The organism is Chitinophaga sp. 01L420, assembly GCF_056399985.1.
In genome coordinates this window covers 51,771-70,391 of record NZ_JBFTSK010000006.1, presented here as the reverse complement: position 1 = coordinate 70,391, position 18,621 = coordinate 51,771, and the positions used below count along the sequence as shown (strand labels likewise).

The following is an 18,621-nucleotide window of genomic DNA, read 5'->3' as shown; positions in this document are numbered from 1 at the left end:
GAACGAAATATTATTTCTTATGATAAACAGGTGGAGAATAGCACAGATAATTGTGTGTCTGGCCTTGTGTACACTTCACGCATCCGCACAGTCTTCTTTCATCCGGGAAGGAAATGAAGACGTGACACTTTTTGATGCTAACTGGCGTTTTGCCCGGTTTGGTACGCAAACAGATGGTACTGTCAAAACAGAAACTGCCGGATTGGAACAATCAGGCTTTGCAGATGGAGCATGGGAGCAGTTGGATCTTCCACATGATTGGGCAATAGCGGGTCCTTTTAGAATTGAATTAAGTGGGAATACAGGAAAACTGCCCTGGAAAGGAATAGGCTGGTACCGGAAGCAGTTTGATATACCAGAGAAAGATAAGAATAAAAAGATCTTCCTGGATTTTGATGGAGCGATGGCATATGCTAAAGTTTGGGTGAACGGTCATTATGTGGGAACATGGCCATACGGCTATAATTCATTTCGCATGGACATTACACCGTACCTGCATTTCGGAGAAAAGAATATAGTAGCGGTAAGACTTGATACAGAAAGCTGGGATTCCAGATGGTATCCGGGCGGTGGATTGTACCGGCATGTGTGGCTGGTGAAAACGGCTCCTGTACATATTGCGCATTGGGGTACATACATCACTACCAGTAACATTTCTGATAACCAGGCCAATGTAAAATTGGATGTCAGGGTAGAAAACCAGGGAGAGGTACCTGTAAAGACTTTTGTAAGTACGGTTATTTATACTTCGCCCGATGGAAAAAAGATAGGAAAGAAGATAGCAGCTATCAGTTCACAATCATTTGAACTGTCTCCTGACAGCTTCAGGAATACCGGTGCTGAACTGACTTTAGACCATCCGGTGCTTTGGTCTTTGGAACATCCTGCATTATACATCGCACAAACAACGGTGTATACACCGGATGGACAGAAGGATATCTATAACACCGTTTTTGGTATCCGAAAAGTGGATTTCACTGCCAGGAACGGATTCCAGCTGAATGGTRAACGTATCGATATTAAAGGGGTATGTATGCATAGCGATATGGGCGCGATCGGCACGGCTATTAACATCACCGCACTTCGCCGCCAGTTGGAGATCATGAAAAGCATGGGCTGTAATGCCATACGTACTTCTCATAACCCTCCTGCTCCGGAGTTATTGGAACTGGCAGACGAGATGGGATTACTGGTATGGGATGAGTCATTTGATGCATGGAAGCATGGTAAGCGTAAGAATGATTATAACAAGCTGTTCCCGGAATGGCATGAAAAAGATCTGGTAGCTTTGGTACATAGAGACAGGAATCATCCTTCTGTTATCATGTGGTCTATTGGCAATGAAGTAATAGATCAGCAGGATGTTGCCCTGACGAAGGAGCTGGCAGATATTGTTCATAGAGAAGATCCGACAAGGCCGGTTTCAAATGCGTATAACGATCCCGATGGAGGAAGGGCGAGTGGTGCAGCAATGGCACTGGATGTAATGGGCGTTAACTATTTCTTCTCTCAACAAGGGAAATGGGATCATGACGAAAGATATAAGAACAAACCCACTATGGGAAGTGAAACCTCTTCCTGTGTAAGCTCCAGAGGCGAATATTTTTTTGGTGAAAATTATAGCAATTACCAGGTAACATCTTATGATGTAGCATGGCCGGGGTGGGGTTGCTCGCCGGATGAACAATTCCGCATTAATGCAAAATATCCACATTTGTTAGGAGAATTTGTATGGACCGGATTCGATTACCTGGGAGAACCTACACCATTTAATTCTGATGAAACGAATTTACTAAACTTCAGAACAGATACGGCCAAGCGGGCGGAACTGGAAAAAGCGCTGGCAGAAATACGGAAGAAAAATCCACCATCCAGAAGCAGCTATTTCGGGATAGTAGATTTATGTGGCTTTCCTAAAGACAGGTTTTATAACTATCAGGCGCATTGGCGTCCCGAACATCCCATGGCGCATATTATGCCCCACTGGAACTGGCCCGGAAGAGTGGATTCTTTGGTGCCCGTGCACGTGTATACTTCGGGTGATAAGGCGGAGTTGTTTTTAAATGGGAAAAGTCTGGGCATGAAAACTAAAACGCCGGGAATAGATTTCCGCCTGGTATGGGACAGTGTAAGATATCAGCCGGGAGAATTAAAAGTGGTGGCTTATAAAGACGGAAAGTATTGGGCTACTGATATAGTGAAAACTACCGGAGAGGCCAATGGTTTGTTGCTGAAGCCAGAATCGGAAACGGTATCAGGAGATGGAACCGCATTATGTTATATCACCTTGCTGGTGGTGGATAAAAATAAGATGATGGTTCCCGGATCTCATCCTCTGGTGAAATTTTCCATAGAAGGCCCGGGAGAGATCGTGGCCACTGATAATGGTGATGCCACCTCGCTGGTATCTTTTAAGAGCAAGGAACGCGCGGCCTACAATGGAATGGCACAGGTGATCATCCATGCGAAAAAAGGTGCTGCAGGTGTTATAAAAGTGACGGCAGAAAGTGATGGGAATTTAAGGAAGGCCGTAACGACGGTGAAAATCAAATAAAGGATATTTACCCCGACGGGGTTTCTATACAACTAAGAGATCACACCCTGGAGATATACTTTTCTACATAATAAACTTTATTGCAAAATTTCACGAATAGCCGGAGCTGATTTTAGCTCCGGCTTTTTTGTGTACTATACATGTGATAACAAACCGTTGGATACCGAACGGTACGTGCCGTTTTTGTGATATCATCAACATGCAATCGATGGTTGAAAAGTTGATCGTTTTATTAAAGAAATAATTTTACATCAAAGCAAAAAAAACATATGTTTCTGTTAAGATGTTGTGAGTGGTGATTGTTTTAATAACATAATTTTATGTCATTGTAATTCCCGTTATGTACGTGTTTAATATCAGCTGTAGTAGTCAGGGTAGGAAAGGGTGTATTGAGCCTGATGTTAAAGCCGGGCGATTTTTTTTTCATTAATTCCAGTTTGATTATTGTTAGGAATAGTAATTTTTTGCCTTGTTCATTTATTAACTATGAGAAACCAATGTTGATTATAGTTTGTTTATTAGTGTACGCGAGGATAGATGTTTCAATAGTGCACTTTGCAGGATGTATTCCTGAAGTGTTGGATGAGTCAACCATATCAGAAAGAAAGTTACGGATCATAATCAATTGCCGCCCAACAATGTTCATTTTTCAGTGAAGTAAAGTAACTGAACCAAAATTTTTATTGCGAATGACAGGTTATTACATTGTTAGATGTGCTGGCAGTCGCTGCTTTTTTATGTGAATTAATGAAAAAATAATCTATGAAGATCAATTGTACACAATTTCATCATCCCGATGAACAACTAATCTTATTGGTAAATAGTAATTCCCGATGTCTGTTTCCCTGGCAATGCCATTAGGTATCATATTTTTCTGACTCCAGGGTCCTTTTTTTAAGGGGATAGTTTTTTATGCAGGTTGCCGTCTACTGCTGCGGTGCCCGTATTAATTTAATTAAATATTGTTTATGCTTTTATCTGTACGTATTTCTTTTACGTGCCTGCTATCGCTATGTCTGCAAAGTACCTCATATGGATGGAGTGGCGGTTCGAGTATGATACCGGGCATCAGGGACTCTGTACCTGCTTTAATGGATACTGTAAATGTGCCAACATTAACAGATCACCGGCCCATAAAAACTTCTTCATCAAAAGTCATCAGGTTAGACAGCACCGATTCCAGGTTAAATTGCCTCCCTTTTCCGGCAATACAACAATTGCTGAAGGGAAATGTCGCAGGGCTGTATGTGCGGGAGTCTTCCGGAGAGCCTGGAACAGCCATTGATATGCTGATACGGGGAAGTGCCGTTCCCTTTATCAATCCTAAGGACGTTTATGAATCTCAGCCGCTGGTGGTATTGGATGGCATACCATTAGTATCGCCTCATCCTTTCGTGTACGATATTCAGAAATACAATTATGTAAGACTGGGTACGGCAACAGATATGCTGAATCGTATAGACGTGAACGATATCGCATCTGTAAGAGTTATTAAAGATGCCGCCGATGCCGCCATTTACGGGCCAAGGGCAGTGAATGGTGTAATAGAAATTAATACCAGGCAGGCATCTTTACAGCGTAGTAGTATTTCCATTAATAGTTGGTTCGGTTTTGCGCAGAAGCCGCATACCAATACGATGAATGCCGCATCTGAAAACAGTTTCCGCAGCACGTTTTATAACAAATATGGTAGCGCCGCAGATTTGAAAAAGTATCCATCTTACCTGCGTGATTCTACGAATCCTGCATACTATGGTCCTGCGGACTGGACAGACCTGTATTATCATAATGCGGCGGTTCGCGGTATTAATGCCAATATCAGCGGCGGTTATCCCCGTGCCAATTTCCGGTTCAGTATAGGCAACGTGCGGAATGCAAATCCGGCAGATAATACCCGGATGGACAGGTATACGGCAAATTTTTCTATTAACATGATGCCGCTGAAGTGGCTGACGATGTCGACGATGCTGAATGGTGCCATGCTGGAGCGAAAAAGAAACACTTACCTGCGCGACAGGTTCGCAGAAATGAGGTACCTGCCGGATCTGACAAACCCATTGTCCCCCAATAAAGAAAATTACGGCGCCTATCTGACGGAAATGAACAAGTCGTACGATAATAACAAGGCAAACGCTTTCGCCGGATTCTTCAGACTAAAAGCCGATGTTATCAAAGGCTTTAATTTTACTTCACAGCTGTCTTTTGATTACAATGAAGATATGAGAGATGTCTTCTATCCGGGAACATTGCTGGAGACCAATAACTTTGCGTCCAATTTTGTAGGATACGGACAGCGTATTATCTTCGACAACGCGATTCACTTTGTTACTCCGTGGACAAAACAGCACTCACTAAAGTTCGATGCCGGATATTCCCTGCAGTTTGATCAGAACAAGTACGACTATATCTATGCTTATAAAGGTCCCAATGACCTGATCAAGATTAATCAGCTTACGCAGAATGATGATGGGTCCCTGACGCCAAAGGCATTCCTGTATCAGTTAACCTACAAATACCTGGATAAGGAAAGACAAAGACTGGCATCACTGTATGGTCGCCTGAGCTATAGTTTTATGCAGCAGTTGGAAGTGTCACTGTTATTGCGTTCTGATGCTTCGTCCAATATGCAGGTGCCCTCCCGGTGGTTTGTGTCGCCTACTGCCAGCGTGAAATGGGAAATGAAGCCGGCATTGCTTGGTAGCTGTTCGTTGATAGACCATGCTGCCCTTTCCGCCGGGTGGGGCCGGATGGGCCGGTTGCTCACTTACGACAGATTTGCCCAGGGGCCACAGTATACCGTTGATATGGGCTGGACAAACGAACCAGTCATTAGTTCTTACGGCGGCATCTCCGCTTTGATGCGTCCCTATACCTATGGTTATATCGGCAATGGCATTTCCTGGCCCTATAGCGACCAGTTTAATGCCGGGCTGGATGTTACCCTTGCCGGTGGGAAAATATCCCTTAATATCAGCGCATATAGCAGAACCGACAAAAATATGCTGATTGGTGTACCAGCCTTCTCTGATTATGGATATACCAGTGAGTTTAAAAATGGAATGGTGGTGAGAAATGCAGGCATTGACCTCACCGTAGCTTACCGGCCATTGAACCCCGGTAGCAGATTGCAGTGGAATACTTCATTTAACGCCGGTTTTAACCACAATAAATTACTGGCCCTGCCGGGAGAATTGCAGCAAATAACCATTGGTGATCGCCACCTGGAGGTGGGAAAAGCGATCGACCAGTTTTGGGTGCTGAAGAACGAGGGTATCTACAATGATAAAAATGAAGTACCTGTAAACCCGAAAACCGGTCAACCGCTGAGTTATCAGGGGGTTCCACTGACTAAAGGTGATCCGAAATGGAAAGATGTGGATGGAGATTTTACGATCGATGATAAAGACAAAACCCTTACCGGCCATTACCTGCCCGTCTTCACCGGTGGATGGAGTAACGATTTTACCTATGGCAACTTCAGCTTCGGCTGCTCCCTATACGCCGTATTGGGTAGAACTATCCTCAACAAGAATATGTCCGACAAGTTTGATTTTATCAACAGGGAAAGTACGCTCGACATGAATGCCGTGAAGGAAATTACTTCCTGGTCCAAAACCGGTAATTATTCGAAGTACCCGGTTTATAATCCCTGGAGCAGTGTGGTGCCTTACAGAACAGATCAGGATCTTTTTCTTGAAAACGGTTCCTTCATAAAGCTCCGTAATGTAATGCTGGGATATGATCTCACCGGTACCGGATGGTGGAAACGCCGTAAACGGCTGGCTGGAATCAGAAAATTATACGTGTATGGTAACGCTGCCAATCTGCTTACAATTACCCGCTATTCCGGACGGGATCCTGAACTGATCAACTTCAACGGGTATGATACGGGCTATGGCCTGCCTATTCCCAGGACTTACACAATAGGACTGAAAGTCGAATTGTAAAGTGTACGCCGGTTTTATTAAAACTGATTAATAGAGATAAATGATTATTCGGATGAAAATACGTAACAAGACGCTGTTTACCGGACTATTAATAATGTGCCTGCTATGTGCTTGTACAAAGAAACTGGATATTGACTCCACTAAAGCTGTTGGAGACAAGAATTTCTGGACCTCTTATAAAGACACACGCGCTGCATTGATGGGTACCTATGGCTTATTAAGAGCCGCATTGTCTGATAATGGCTGTTTCTGGATGTATGGAGAACTGCGGAATGGAGATTTCGTTTCCGTACAGCGACCAGATCTCGATGCCATCATCAAGGGCAAACTAAATGCTGCTTATCCTCTTTTCAACGCATTAACCAACTGGAGAAGATTTTATGCCGTCATTAATGCATCCAATATTTTCCTGGAAAGAGTGGGAGATGTTAAAAAGAACGATCCTAAATACTCTGATCAGAATATGCGTGTAGATATAGCGCAGATAAGGTTTCTAAGGGCCTTTACCTATTTTTATCTGGTTACGGTATGGGGTGATGTTCCTTTTGTTCAGCAGTCGCATGACGGGTCGTTTGAAAACAGGCCAAGAGAAGATAAAGATAAAATACTTGCTTTTGCAGAGAGTGAAATGCTGGCAGCTGCAGCAGATCTGCCATATAATTACAGCTCGGGCGATCCGCAACAGCTGGGCGACTATTACAACGAACCTGGCTCCAGATGGGTGAGCGTGCTGGCGAGGAAATTATCCGTATATGGTGTTTTGGCCCACCTGGCTGCCTGGAAAGGAGATTACAGATCGGCAGCTACTTACAGCAAATTTGTGCTGGACAATTACAACAAGAGCGGAATGTATTTTGAACCGGATACTTATTGGATTTCTGCTCCCAATGGGATGTTCCAGGGGCACAAAACCAATCAGCTTTTCGGTCTTAATTTTGAATTTGATAACCAGGACGCCACCTTCGAAGGTCATATAGAAGATTTTACACTGGCAGAACCTTTTGTGAGGAAAGCATTGCCGGATATATTTGTTCCGAGGGATTCTATTTTATCTGTTTTTTCCGCGCCCTCAGACCTACGGTTTTCACTCGATACACTTACCGGAAAGCCTAACTATACTGACAGATGGTTTTCTAATTTCAATAGCGACATTCCCATCTTCTGCAAGATCAAAGTGATACAGAAAGGTGGAACAGATCCTTCCTTCCGCTTGTATTCCAGTTGTCTTATTTACACCAGGCTGGAGGAAATAGTTTTGTTATATGCGGAATCGCTGGCTGTAACAGGTGATACCAGCGGAGCCATAGACGCCCTGAATAGTATGAGAAGAATTCGAAACGTAAGCAGTTTCAAAGCAGGCGGCAACGAGGACCTGATCGATGCAATTTTCCTGGAACGACGGAAGGAAATGATGGGGGAAGCACACCGATGGTTTGACCTGGTAAGGTATAACAAGATCAAACGTAATAATCCTGCCTTTATGAAACAGATCAGCGAAGGTGGCATTTATTGGCCGGCAGCTGCTGACATCCTTCGTCAGAATCCACTCATTAAGCAAAACCCATATTGGAAATAATTAATCGGAGCTATGATGACAATTAAAAATCCATATCTGCTGATATTGGCAATCGTGCTGCTGACAGCTTCCTGTAGAAAGGATGGTGGCGACTATAGCTACAGTAAAACGCAGCAATTATTCCCGGGAAATACATACGAATATCTGAAAAGCAACGCCGGCCGGTTTGATTCTTTACTGCTGGTGCTGGACAGACTTCATTTGTCGGATACACTGAAAACCGGAAAGTATACGCTGTTTGCACCCACCAATACAAGTTTCAGATTTGTATTGCAGAACCTCAACGCCATCCGGAAATCCAAACAGCTTCCGCCGGTTTATTTACAACAGGCCGATGCTGCGCAGCTGGACACGATGATGACAAGGTATATCCTCCGGAAGGTCTTCAACACAGACGATATGAATTATTCGGATGGTATTACTATGTATACAGTAAGATATAACTACCCCATGAACGGGCGCCGGAGAACCACCAACGCGGAAGGGTTGATAGGTGGAGGACCCTCCTACCTGGAGTATAGTGATACCAGGAACTCAAAGTACAACCGTGATTGGGTAACGACTACCACTCAATCTGTTAACCTTGCCACTACCACCGGTATGGTGCATGTGCTCAGAGAGGATCACGCTTTTGGATTTGACGAATTCGTTCTACGCTTAAATAAATAATAAAATGCCAGTTAATAAATACTTATATGGTTTTTGGTATGCAGCGTTTCTTTTACTGCTGGTATCCTGTAAAAAAAATCTGCCGGAAGATCTTGATTACCTGAGCGACAAGGCGATCTATACTACTACCACATTTAACCCGGTATTGGGTAGAACCACATTTTATGGGAACATCTTTAACCCGGGACAATCTTCGCTTCCGTTGAATTTCAGCGTTGTAAATGTACGCACCAGTAGTGGAAAACTCACCGATGTGTTTAGGGATAGTGTAGATGTATTAGCCTGGAAGAGAGGGTATACGGGCCTGGAGAAGACGTTGGATGAGATTCAACAGAAGAGAGGTCCGGAGAAACACCGACTATGGGAGGTAAGACCCCATTCAGGAGAATTTGTATTGTGGGCAGCAGCAACAGATCAGTTGTTGGCACATTTGCCTGATTCAGGATATATTTTCGATGTAGAAGTAAGTAATTCCGGTGGCCACCGCACTTATAAAGATCTGCGACTGATCCCCTACCGGCAACGGGCATACGAACCTAATCAATTAGACCCGGTTACCGGTGAGATTAAAAAAGATGGCAGTGGTAACTTACTATATGTTAACCCCACTGTCACTAATATTATCGGAGATATCAGCGGGAAGTCATTGTCCTCCTCGCAGGTGAGGGTTTATTTTACGAAGAAGGGAGCAGGCAATAGTCTGACTTTCCGTTTTTTCGACAAAGATTCCCTGCCAATAGATCCGGCAAAGTTTAACCGCACGGTGTGGGATTCCATTGTCCACGGTTTTAATCCCAGAAAAACGACAACAGGTGTAACGTATGACGTAGCTTATCCTGTTCCACTGGTGAAGTTGAAAACACGGTTTACGAACAATGATGGTTCCCAGGCTTCGGTGACATTCACCTATGACCGGCTTGGTATAGGCGGCATCCGGTCTGTATCTTCTTTGTTACTCAATTTTAATCTTTACGAAAAAGGTGATTGGGAAATAGCCTTTCATTTTTATAACGATACCCCCAGGTTCAGGGATGAGTAACATCGGGCCGCATCAGATCATATTTTCTAAAACTTAAATGATTTCGTCAGATGAAATTTATCTATACCCGGTTAATGCTGGCCTGCTGCCTTTTGATGTTAGGGCAGATACTTGCCGCGCAGAATAAGGTGGCCATCAAAGGAGTGGTCAGAGAAGCCACTACAAATGAGAGAATGGTGGGGGTGAGCATTTTGGGCGGTGCCCCTCTCAAACCAATAGGTGTTACCGGCAGCAGCGGAGAATTCTCCGTACTGGTGGATCCCGGTACCGCGTTAGTATTTCGCTTTTTGGGATACTCCGATTTTAAAATAAAGCCGGGTTCCCGGAGGGAGATATCCGTGCAAATGAGCGTGAATGAAAATAAACTGAATGAAGCAGTCATTGTAGGGTACCAGAAGAAAACACGTGAATCGGTAACCGGTGCCGCGGTAATTGTAAGTGGTAAAGACCTGCAGGATATACCGGTGTCGAATGTGGAACAGCTACTGCAGGGTAAAGTGGCGGGTCTTAATATCCAGAATAATACAGGCGCACCCGGAGCCCGTGGTTCCGTAATGCTGCGCGGCTTGTCTACCATTAATGTAACAGGGAAAGGAGATGATGCATTTCTTACACCTACTTCTCCGCTTTACATTGTAGATGGCGTGCCGATCCAGGCAAATACGAATTTTGATTATGGATTTCAAACAGCCGGTCCCGGTGTAAGTCCGCTGTCGCTTATTCCCCCTGAGGACATTGAAAGCATAGAAGTGCTCAAAGATGCACAGGCCACTTCATTATATGGTTCGCGTGGCGCATATGGTGTGATCATTATTAATACGCATCGTGGTAATTCACCGGTGCCTGTTGTAAGATACACCGGGAATTTTTTCCTGAACGCGGTACCTAAGCTGCGGCCAACCATGGGTGGAAAATCGGAGCGGGATTTTCGCCTGGCCGAAATATTCAATTATGGTACGCTGAACGATATATACAGCATTGCCTACACACCGCTCCTGGCAGATAGTCTGAATCCCTATTATAATAACAGTACAGATTGGCAAGGGGTTTTCTACCGGAATACATTTAATCAGACACATAATGTGGGAATCAGTGGAGGAGATCCTACGTTCAACTATAAAGTTAATCTTGGTTACTACAATGAATCCGGGGTGATCAAAAATACCGGCTTTAGCAGGTACTCGCTGAACACCAACATGGAATATAAACCAACGAAGAAGCTCCGCGTTTTTGCCGCCTTGTCTTCTTCTCTTGGCCTGAGAAATAAAGGGTCGGGATCAGGGCTGTTGCAGAAGGGAGTGGCTACAGATGGTAAGTCATCTTCTTTGCTGCCGCCACCCAGTTATTTCCTTAGTACCAGCAGCGCTTTATCATCGCTTAACACAAAGAATGATAACAAAAGCGGCAATTATCACATTAATCTGGATGTGAATTACGAATTGTACAAAGGACTATCGCTGTCGTCCAGCCTGGGCTACGATTATGGTACTAATACGGAAGATAACTTTACACCCGCAGCTGCGAACAATGATTTTTCACAGGCATATGGCTATAACGATCGCTCATTTACGCTTTTTAACAGGAATGCGGTGTCTTACTATAAATCTGTTCATACAACACATAATTTTTTCCTGTCTTTTTCCAACGAAATATATTCTTCCGCTTCCCAACAGGCAGTGATCAGGCAGGAAAAAACACCGAACGATCAGTTCCAGGGGCCATTGGGTGCTGATGGTCTTACCTCCAGGGGAGGCTTGCTGGGGTATAATAAAAGTCATGTGGCGTCTTTTGCAGGTATTTTCAGTTACGACTTTAAGAAGAAATATATTTTTGATTTTAGTTACCGTATGGATGGATCTTCCGCCAGTGGACTGTCTAACAGGTACTCTGCCAACCCGGCCATGGGATTACGCTGGAACTTCAACAAAGAGCAGTTTGCAAAAGACCTGTCATGGCTCACATTTGGCTCGCTTCGTTTTAGCTGGGGAAGAAACATTGTGCCCAATGGCGATATTTTTTCCTCTTCGGGCCAGTATGACCTCAGGCAAACGTATAATAATGTGCCAAGAATTGGTATCAATTTCGGGACTTTACCTAATCCTTCCCTGAAACCAACTACAACCAGTCAATACGATATAGGCATAGAGGCCGGCTTTTTCGACAGTCGTATAGAGCTCATATTCGATACCTACTACAAGCAGGTGGATTTTCTCACACGGGGCAAACCGTTGCCTGATATCGCCGGATTCGATCAGGTGATCACTAATGAAGTAGGGATGGTCAATTATGGATATGAGCTGAGTCTTACTTTCCGCCCTTTACCAAAGAGTAGCGCTTTTCAGTGGACTTTTTCCGTCAACGGAGCGTTGAATAAAGACGTGTTAACGCGGTTACCTGGCAATGAACGTCAATTTCTGGCCGCTGATAATATTTATCTCCGGGTAGGGCGTAATACCTTCAGCAATTACCTGTATCAGAATCAGGGTGTTTACGGCACAAACGACGATGTGCCTTTGGACCCCGCCACTGGTATCTATCTCCATACTCCGGATGGTGTTCCTTTCCGCGCAGGAGATGCTAAATTCCGCGACGTGGATGGCAACTATATTATTTCAGACAATGACCGTGTTATTATGGGAAATAGTATGCCATTGATCACCGGTGGTTTTAGTTCTTATTTCAAGTATAAAAGTGTTTCACTGAATATAAATGGCTCATTCACGCTCATCAGAGATGTTATCAACAGCGCGTTGGTGGAGCGGATGCAGTTTTTACAGGATCCGTTCAACGGGAAAGCCATTACGGTGCTGCCACCGGATGTAACCTACTGGCAAAAGAATGGCGACAATGCTGGCTTTGCCAATGTTTATGATTGGAAGCGTGCACCGCTCACCAAGCCTTACAGGTCTGATCAGAGTCTTTTTCAGGAAAGAGGCAGTTATTATAAACTGAATACCGCCTCTTTGTCCTATACTTTCAACAGGGAAATGACAAAGCGTATCGGCTTGAGTTCCGTCAGGGTATATGGTTCTGTCAATAACCTGTTTACCTGGTCAAAATACCGCGGCCCTAACCCGGAGAATGTAACGGATCTGGGACGTGACCGGTCGGATGGATATCCTGTACCACATACTTATAACCTGGGCCTGAACGTAGATTTTTGAGTGGAGAGTTGATCATATGTTCCTTCAATTTTTTAATTATGAAACTGAAATTAACTGCTGTTATATTCCTGAATTTGACATTGTTTTCCTCGGGATGCAAGAAGTTCCTTACTGTTCAACCGGTGGATAAATTATCCGGAAATGCTTACTGGAAGTCAACTTCGGACGTTGAGTCTTTTGTTAGTGATATTTATGGCCAGTTCCGCGATAAGCTTCAGAGCACTTCTTTTATTGCCGCTTCCGGAGAACTGAGAGCAGGCCAGGTGAAAATGTCGCCTGAAACGGATCAGAATGGCCGTGCCTACATAGATATGTGCGGACAAAACAACCTGCTGGGCCTGATCGCTGACAATGCGCCGTGGAACGGGGGATTTAAATTTGCCACCATGACCCAATGGAAAGATTTTTACCGGGTCATTCAATCGGCAAATATCCTGGAAATAGAACTCGGCAGAAACCCTATCCCGGGACTATCAACTAACGATCTCCGTCAGTATGAAGCGGAAGCGGTGTTCATCAGATGTCTCACCTATCTGTTCCTGGTAAGGCTGTATGGAGACGTACCCTACTATACAGAGGCTTATTTAAGTACTCCTTTACCCCGGATGGATATGGTGATGGTCATCAATAATTGTATTGCAGAACTGGACAACGTGAAAGATGATCTTCCATGGACGTACAAAGATCCCGCTAAAAGAGCTGTCAGGGCTACTAAAGGAGGAGCACTGGCATTGCTGATGTACATGCATTTGTGGAATGCCGGATTTGATAAAGCGAATAAACAGGATCATTTCGGGAAAACGGTCGCATATGGTAAAGAGCTCATTCAAAGTGCTTCCTACAAGTTGCTGCCGATAGATAATTCCCAGCTTATCTTCAAAGGAAGGAGCGAAGAAGGATTGGTGGAAATTGCACAGAATTTCAATTATGGTGAAACGTTGACCGCCTATGCCCCGTTTTCGGATATGGTGCAGCACTACCCCTACAAGCAACCACGGTCCGGACATGAATATAGTTTTGGCTTTTTTCGTGCCTCGTTTCTTCACATGCTTTATCCCGATGGCCAGACGGATCGCCGGAAGGATGTTTGGTTCGACCAGTCGATGTTTGCAGATAACGGACAATTTCAGTTTATCAAATTTTCGAGCGTTTTTTCGCATGGTGAGGACGTGAACCCCGACAACAATATCATCATCTTCCGGTATGCCACCGCATTACTGATGACTGCCGAAGCAATGGTGGAAACCGGGCAGACAAATGAAGCAACGGGCCTCATGAATATGGTCCGGGACAGAGCTGGCGCACCAAGATATAACGGGCCTGGCGGAGATGACCTGCGGCAGGCAGTATACCAGGAACAAGCTAAAGAACTCATGGGAGAAGGACTGTACTATTTTGATCTCGTTAGAACAGGCCGTGTAATGGATCAGAAATGGTGTTATACCCCCCTGACCGTTGATCAGTTCGCACGTGGCGGATGGACCTGGCCACTTGCCAAGTCTGTGATGGACAACAACCCTTTGATGACACTGAATAATTACTGGACAAACTGATTTCCATGAAGAAGACTAATATCCTGAGATATTTTGGCGGATTAATGCTGATGACATTGATGGCTATATCCTGTAAGAAAGACAATTATTATAAAGACGGAGGAGTTACTTCGCCGGTGTTTAATGGAACGGTCATGGACTATTTACATGCAAAACCATTTTATTTTGACTCCGTCGAAACAATTGTCAAACTTGCCGGGCTTGATTCCATACTGAACAAGGACTCCCTGACATTTTTTGCACCTACCAACCGGGGTGTTTCTAACCTGGTTAGACTACTTAACAGCAATCTTTACCTGTTGGGAAAAGATACGATTAAAACGCTTGCGGACGTGCCTCCGGTAGTCTGGAAGAAATATATGTCTATGTATATTTTCAGAGGAATAAACCTGCTGAAAGATTACCCGCAGATTGATTTTGATTTATTGCAGGTGTATGGAGGACAGAATTATCTTTCTATCAATAACACTGTCATGAATATCGGTGTTACTTATGCCACATCCGGTGGCGTTAAGTATGTTGGTTATCGCCAGTTGAATCTATCGTATCAGCCGGATCCTTCCGGCACAGGGAATTATTTTACCCGGGTGATGGTGGCTTCCTGCAATATTCAGCCTAATCATGCTGCCGTTCATGTACTGGCAGATAACGACCGGTACTTTTCATTTGATATGGGAAATTTTTTCAACGACTACCTGCATTACAAGCAATAACAATATCAGCAGACCCTTAGAAGCATCAATATATGAAGAAACATCTCTGTTATATACTGCTCCTGCTGTTGGCATATAGTTGCCGTCAGAAGGACGAAACATTCCAGAACCCTTATGAGGGAGGTAAATCGCCTTTGGGCATAAAATTTTCGAATGAGCCGCCCGCTGTGACGACGGCGCCACCAGGTACGATTGTAAGCTTTAAAATTACCGGGTTGCAGCCTTACAGGAACCAGGCGGTATTTTCCTTCAATGGGCAACCCGCACAGGTAATGGAGCTCGACAGCCAGCATATTAATGTGAAGGTGCCCGATCTGGCAAGTACTGGCAATGTGCAGGTGGTAGTAGGAGACCAGATTTTTTACGGACCAGTTTTTAATGTAGCCGGTAAAATTGAAAAGGATATTACCTTCCACGTTACCACAGGTACTAATGGCCCAGTAAACAAAATGGAGGAACTCCCGGATGGCCGTTTTTTAATGGTAGGTGGGTTCACTAATTATGAAAATAAAGGCGTCGTGAATCCACTGAACGGGATTATTGTTATCAGCCGCAGTGGGGAGCTGGATCGTTCTATGCTTTTTGGCAGGGGCGTTAACGGATCCATATCGGATGTAGTGATGCAACCAGACGGTAAGATGATGATTGCCGGCGGATTTTCTGCATTCGATAAACAGAGAGGTGGCGTACACGGGATGTTTAATATTTGCCGCCTTAATGCTAACGGATCTCCAGACACCATCACCGTGCAGTCATTCACTAAAAAGGATACCGTACCTGCTTTTAACGGAGGAACGGACGACTATATTCAGGCGTTGTTCCAGGATGCGCAGGGAGGAAGCATTGCTGTGGGCAACTTTAAGTACTATCTACGGAAAAGATACGGCGTTTCCACATCAGATCACCTGAAAGACTCACTGGTTGTTGACAGTATTGAAGCAGGGCAATTGATCCGGTTCAAACAGGATGGCGCCATCGATTCATCTTATCACTATGATCTTATCGCGCATAAGGGGCGGCCTGCTACCAATGGTTACATCTCGGGCGCAGTGATGCAGCCGGATGGTAAGATCATCCTGTTTGGCAGATTCAGTAAATATGATGGTATGTCTGTTTTAAATATAGCCCGTATCAACGTGGACGGAAGTCTGGATCCTTCCTTTACCGCCGGCGCTGATAATGCGGTTACCTGTATTACCTATAATGTCACAACAAAGCAATACGTTGTTACCGGCGGCTTTATCAATTATAACAACAAGAAATTTAACGGGATAGTGTTGGTCGATGACTCTTTCAATCCGGTTAATGGCTTTTCAACCGGCGTCCTGGAGGATGGTGGCATCAGTTATGGGTTCCAGTTAAATAATGGGTTGATCATTGCTGCTGGCTACTTTGGCCGCTATGATAATGTACAGCGTAATGGCTTTATGGTAATAGACAACAAAGGGAAATTAGTTCCCGGCTATAATTCTACCGGTAAATTTCAGGGCAGTATATCAAATATGCTGGAAACAAAAACAACTAATGGTGATATACAGTTAACGCTGATGGGCTTCATTACTACATTTAATGGACAGGCTATCGGAAATATTACCCGCTTGCTGCTAAAATAACCCGTATCGTTTCATTGCTAATATGCTATATACATGAATCAATATAAAAAAATAAGCAGACTGCTTTTACTGGTGATCTTCATCGTCATTGCAGCATGTAACAAAGACGCAAAAATAATGCGTCAGACACCTGGAGGTAATGATATTATTGCAAATGATCCGCTTCCCAAAGTGCTTTATGTGATTGTTGATGGAGCCAGAGGGGCATCTGTAAATAAGGTGGCTCCTCCATTTCTGACGTCCATGACGAGTAATGCCATTTACTCCTGGAATTCGCTTACAGATACCTCCGCGGTGCAGGCAACTTCCTGGGCGGATATGCTGACCGGCGTTAGCCGGCAGCGGCATGGGGTCAGCACCAATGATTTTTCGGGTAATAACCTGGCCGCTTATCCGCCGGTTACAAAACTGATCAAATCCCGTTTGCCCAACTATCCTATTAATTTTTTCTGTGCGAAAAAATCACTGGCGGATTATCTTTCTTCCGGTGCAGATAAAACCGGGTATTTTGAAAATGATGATAGGGCAGTTAAGAATGCCGCACTGGAGGCATTGGGGAAAGACACTGCCGGATTAATTATTGCGCACTTCGGAAATGTGGATGCAGCGGGTGCCGCTTATGGTTATGATGCCACTGTTCCGCAATACCGCGATGCTATTAATAACATGGATCAATATCTGGGAGAGATGCTGGGGAAACTGCGGCAGCGGAAGAATTTTGCTGGTGAAAAATGGCTGGTAGTGGTTACGTCCAGTATGGGAGGCCCATACCCTATTGATCCGCAACAGGATGATAATACGGTATTCAGCAACCCCCGGTTAAATACATTTACTATTGTTTATGCTCCCACCTTCCAGCCGTTTTTCCTTGACCGGCCGTTTAATGGTACCAGGTTTTCCGGAAGTACTGTTCGCCTGTTTGGTAAGGATAGTGCCGTTTTTGCCACAGTGCCTGATGCCATTGATGCCTATAATTTTGGCGATACCACTTCTTTTACGGTGGAGTTGAATATTAAAGTAAACCAGCGCGCAGATGGAAGCTATAATTACACCTGGCCTTCCATACTTGGCAAACGTGCTTCTTTCGATGGTGGCGTGCCGGGATGGGTTATGTTCCTGGAACAGAATTACTGGCAGATAAATTTTGGCCAGTCAGGCAAAGGAAATATCCAGGCCAGAGGCGCTGTTATCGGGGATGGAAAATGGCATAACATTGCCGCGGTGATACTTTCCAGGAATGGAAAGAGATATGTCAGAACCTATACGGACGGCAAGTTCGGTGAGGAAAAGGAAATAACCGGCCATGGTAATATCAATAGCCCGGCCCCGCTGAGAATGGGATATCTGCCCGGCTCCGTTAATCAACCGGCCGATGTATATATGGCGGCAGTAAGAATATTTAAATGCGCTATAGATGACGCAACAATAGCCAAAGATGCGGCTGCCATAAGAGTAGACGATAATCATCCTTTCGTTGATTTCCTGTTGGGGTACTGGCCGGCTACTGATGGTGCGGGTGGCATATTTAAAGATAAATCTGCTCTGGGGCACCCTTTCATATTGCAGGGTGTACCCTCTGGCAATTATAGCTGGGATCCGTTTGCAACGGTGTTGCTTCCTCCATCTTCTGCCAATATACAGACCCTGGTGCCTGCCGGTAAAGATATTCCTTTACTTGTATTGACCTGGCTGAATGTTATTCCCGATCCGGCATGGCAACTGGAAAGCAAGGTATGGACTACAGGACAAATAAATGTAAAATAGCTACACCAGTATATCGCTGAAATTATAAA

10 protein-coding genes are annotated in these 18,621 nt (G+C 44.5%); all 10 read left to right on the top strand.

Annotated features, from left to right (window positions below):
- The first annotated feature begins 19 nt into the window (after positions 1-19).
- On the top strand, positions 20-2,554 hold the full coding sequence (gene galB / locus AC1DP6_RS07795; RefSeq protein WP_477054315.1) for a beta-galactosidase GalB: 2,535 nt from the start codon (positions 20-22) through the stop codon (positions 2,552-2,554).
- A gap of 968 nt (positions 2,555-3,522) precedes the next feature.
- A complete protein-coding gene (locus AC1DP6_RS07790) occupies positions 3,523-6,501 on the top strand; it encodes a SusC/RagA family TonB-linked outer membrane protein (protein WP_477054314.1) in 2,979 nt (992 codons plus the stop codon).
- 52 nt (positions 6,502-6,553) lie between these two features.
- On the top strand, positions 6,554-8,077 hold the full coding sequence (locus tag AC1DP6_RS07785; RefSeq protein ID WP_477054313.1) for a RagB/SusD family nutrient uptake outer membrane protein: 1,524 nt from the start codon (positions 6,554-6,556) through the stop codon (positions 8,075-8,077).
- 12 nt (positions 8,078-8,089) lie between these two features.
- Complete coding sequence (locus AC1DP6_RS07780; protein ID WP_477054312.1) at positions 8,090-8,746, top strand: fasciclin domain-containing protein; 657 nt, start codon at positions 8,090-8,092, stop codon at positions 8,744-8,746.
- A 4-nt stretch (positions 8,747-8,750) separates the two neighbouring features.
- A complete protein-coding gene (locus AC1DP6_RS07775; protein ID WP_477054311.1) occupies positions 8,751-9,785 on the top strand; it encodes a DUF5007 domain-containing protein in 1,035 nt (344 codons plus the stop codon).
- A gap of 50 nt (positions 9,786-9,835) precedes the next feature.
- Positions 9,836-12,949 carry a SusC/RagA family TonB-linked outer membrane protein gene (locus AC1DP6_RS07770; protein WP_477054310.1) on the top strand — a complete coding sequence of 1,038 codons (3,114 nt, stop codon included), beginning with the start codon at positions 9,836-9,838 and terminating at the stop codon, positions 12,947-12,949.
- Positions 12,950-12,987: 38 nt separating this feature from the next.
- Positions 12,988-14,502: a RagB/SusD family nutrient uptake outer membrane protein gene (locus AC1DP6_RS07765; RefSeq protein WP_477054309.1), complete on the top strand. Its 1,515-nt coding sequence runs from the start codon at positions 12,988-12,990 to the stop codon at positions 14,500-14,502.
- A 5-nt stretch (positions 14,503-14,507) separates the two neighbouring features.
- Positions 14,508-15,215, top strand: coding sequence for a hypothetical protein (locus AC1DP6_RS07760; RefSeq protein WP_477054308.1), 708 nt, complete (start codon positions 14,508-14,510; stop codon positions 15,213-15,215).
- Positions 15,216-15,247: 32 nt separating this feature from the next.
- Positions 15,248-16,828, top strand: a complete 1,581-nt coding sequence (locus AC1DP6_RS07755; protein ID WP_477054307.1) for a DUF5008 domain-containing protein — start codon at positions 15,248-15,250, stop codon at positions 16,826-16,828.
- Positions 16,829-16,861: 33 nt separating this feature from the next.
- Positions 16,862-18,592: a LamG-like jellyroll fold domain-containing protein gene (locus tag AC1DP6_RS07750; RefSeq protein ID WP_477054306.1), complete on the top strand. Its 1,731-nt coding sequence runs from the start codon at positions 16,862-16,864 to the stop codon at positions 18,590-18,592.
- Positions 18,593-18,621: the final 29 nt, after the last annotated feature.

Excerpts from the sequence above, each read along its gene's own strand:
- AC1DP6_RS07790 (WP_477054314.1), top strand. The coding sequence starts at position 3,523 with ATGCTTTTATCTGTACGTATTTCTTTTACGTGCCTGCTATCGCTATGT.
- AC1DP6_RS07785 (WP_477054313.1), top strand. The coding sequence starts at position 6,554 with ATGAAAATACGTAACAAGACGCTGTTTACCGGACTATTAATAATGTGC.
- AC1DP6_RS07780 (WP_477054312.1), top strand. The coding sequence starts at position 8,090 with ATGATGACAATTAAAAATCCATATCTGCTGATATTGGCAATCGTGCTG.
- AC1DP6_RS07775 (WP_477054311.1), top strand. The coding sequence starts at position 8,751 with ATGCCAGTTAATAAATACTTATATGGTTTTTGGTATGCAGCGTTTCTT.
- AC1DP6_RS07770 (WP_477054310.1), top strand. The coding sequence starts at position 9,836 with ATGAAATTTATCTATACCCGGTTAATGCTGGCCTGCTGCCTTTTGATG.
- AC1DP6_RS07765 (WP_477054309.1), top strand. The coding sequence starts at position 12,988 with ATGAAACTGAAATTAACTGCTGTTATATTCCTGAATTTGACATTGTTT.
- AC1DP6_RS07760 (WP_477054308.1), top strand. The coding sequence starts at position 14,508 with ATGAAGAAGACTAATATCCTGAGATATTTTGGCGGATTAATGCTGATG.
- AC1DP6_RS07755 (WP_477054307.1), top strand. The coding sequence starts at position 15,248 with ATGAAGAAACATCTCTGTTATATACTGCTCCTGCTGTTGGCATATAGT.
- AC1DP6_RS07750 (WP_477054306.1), top strand. The coding sequence starts at position 16,862 with ATGAATCAATATAAAAAAATAAGCAGACTGCTTTTACTGGTGATCTTC.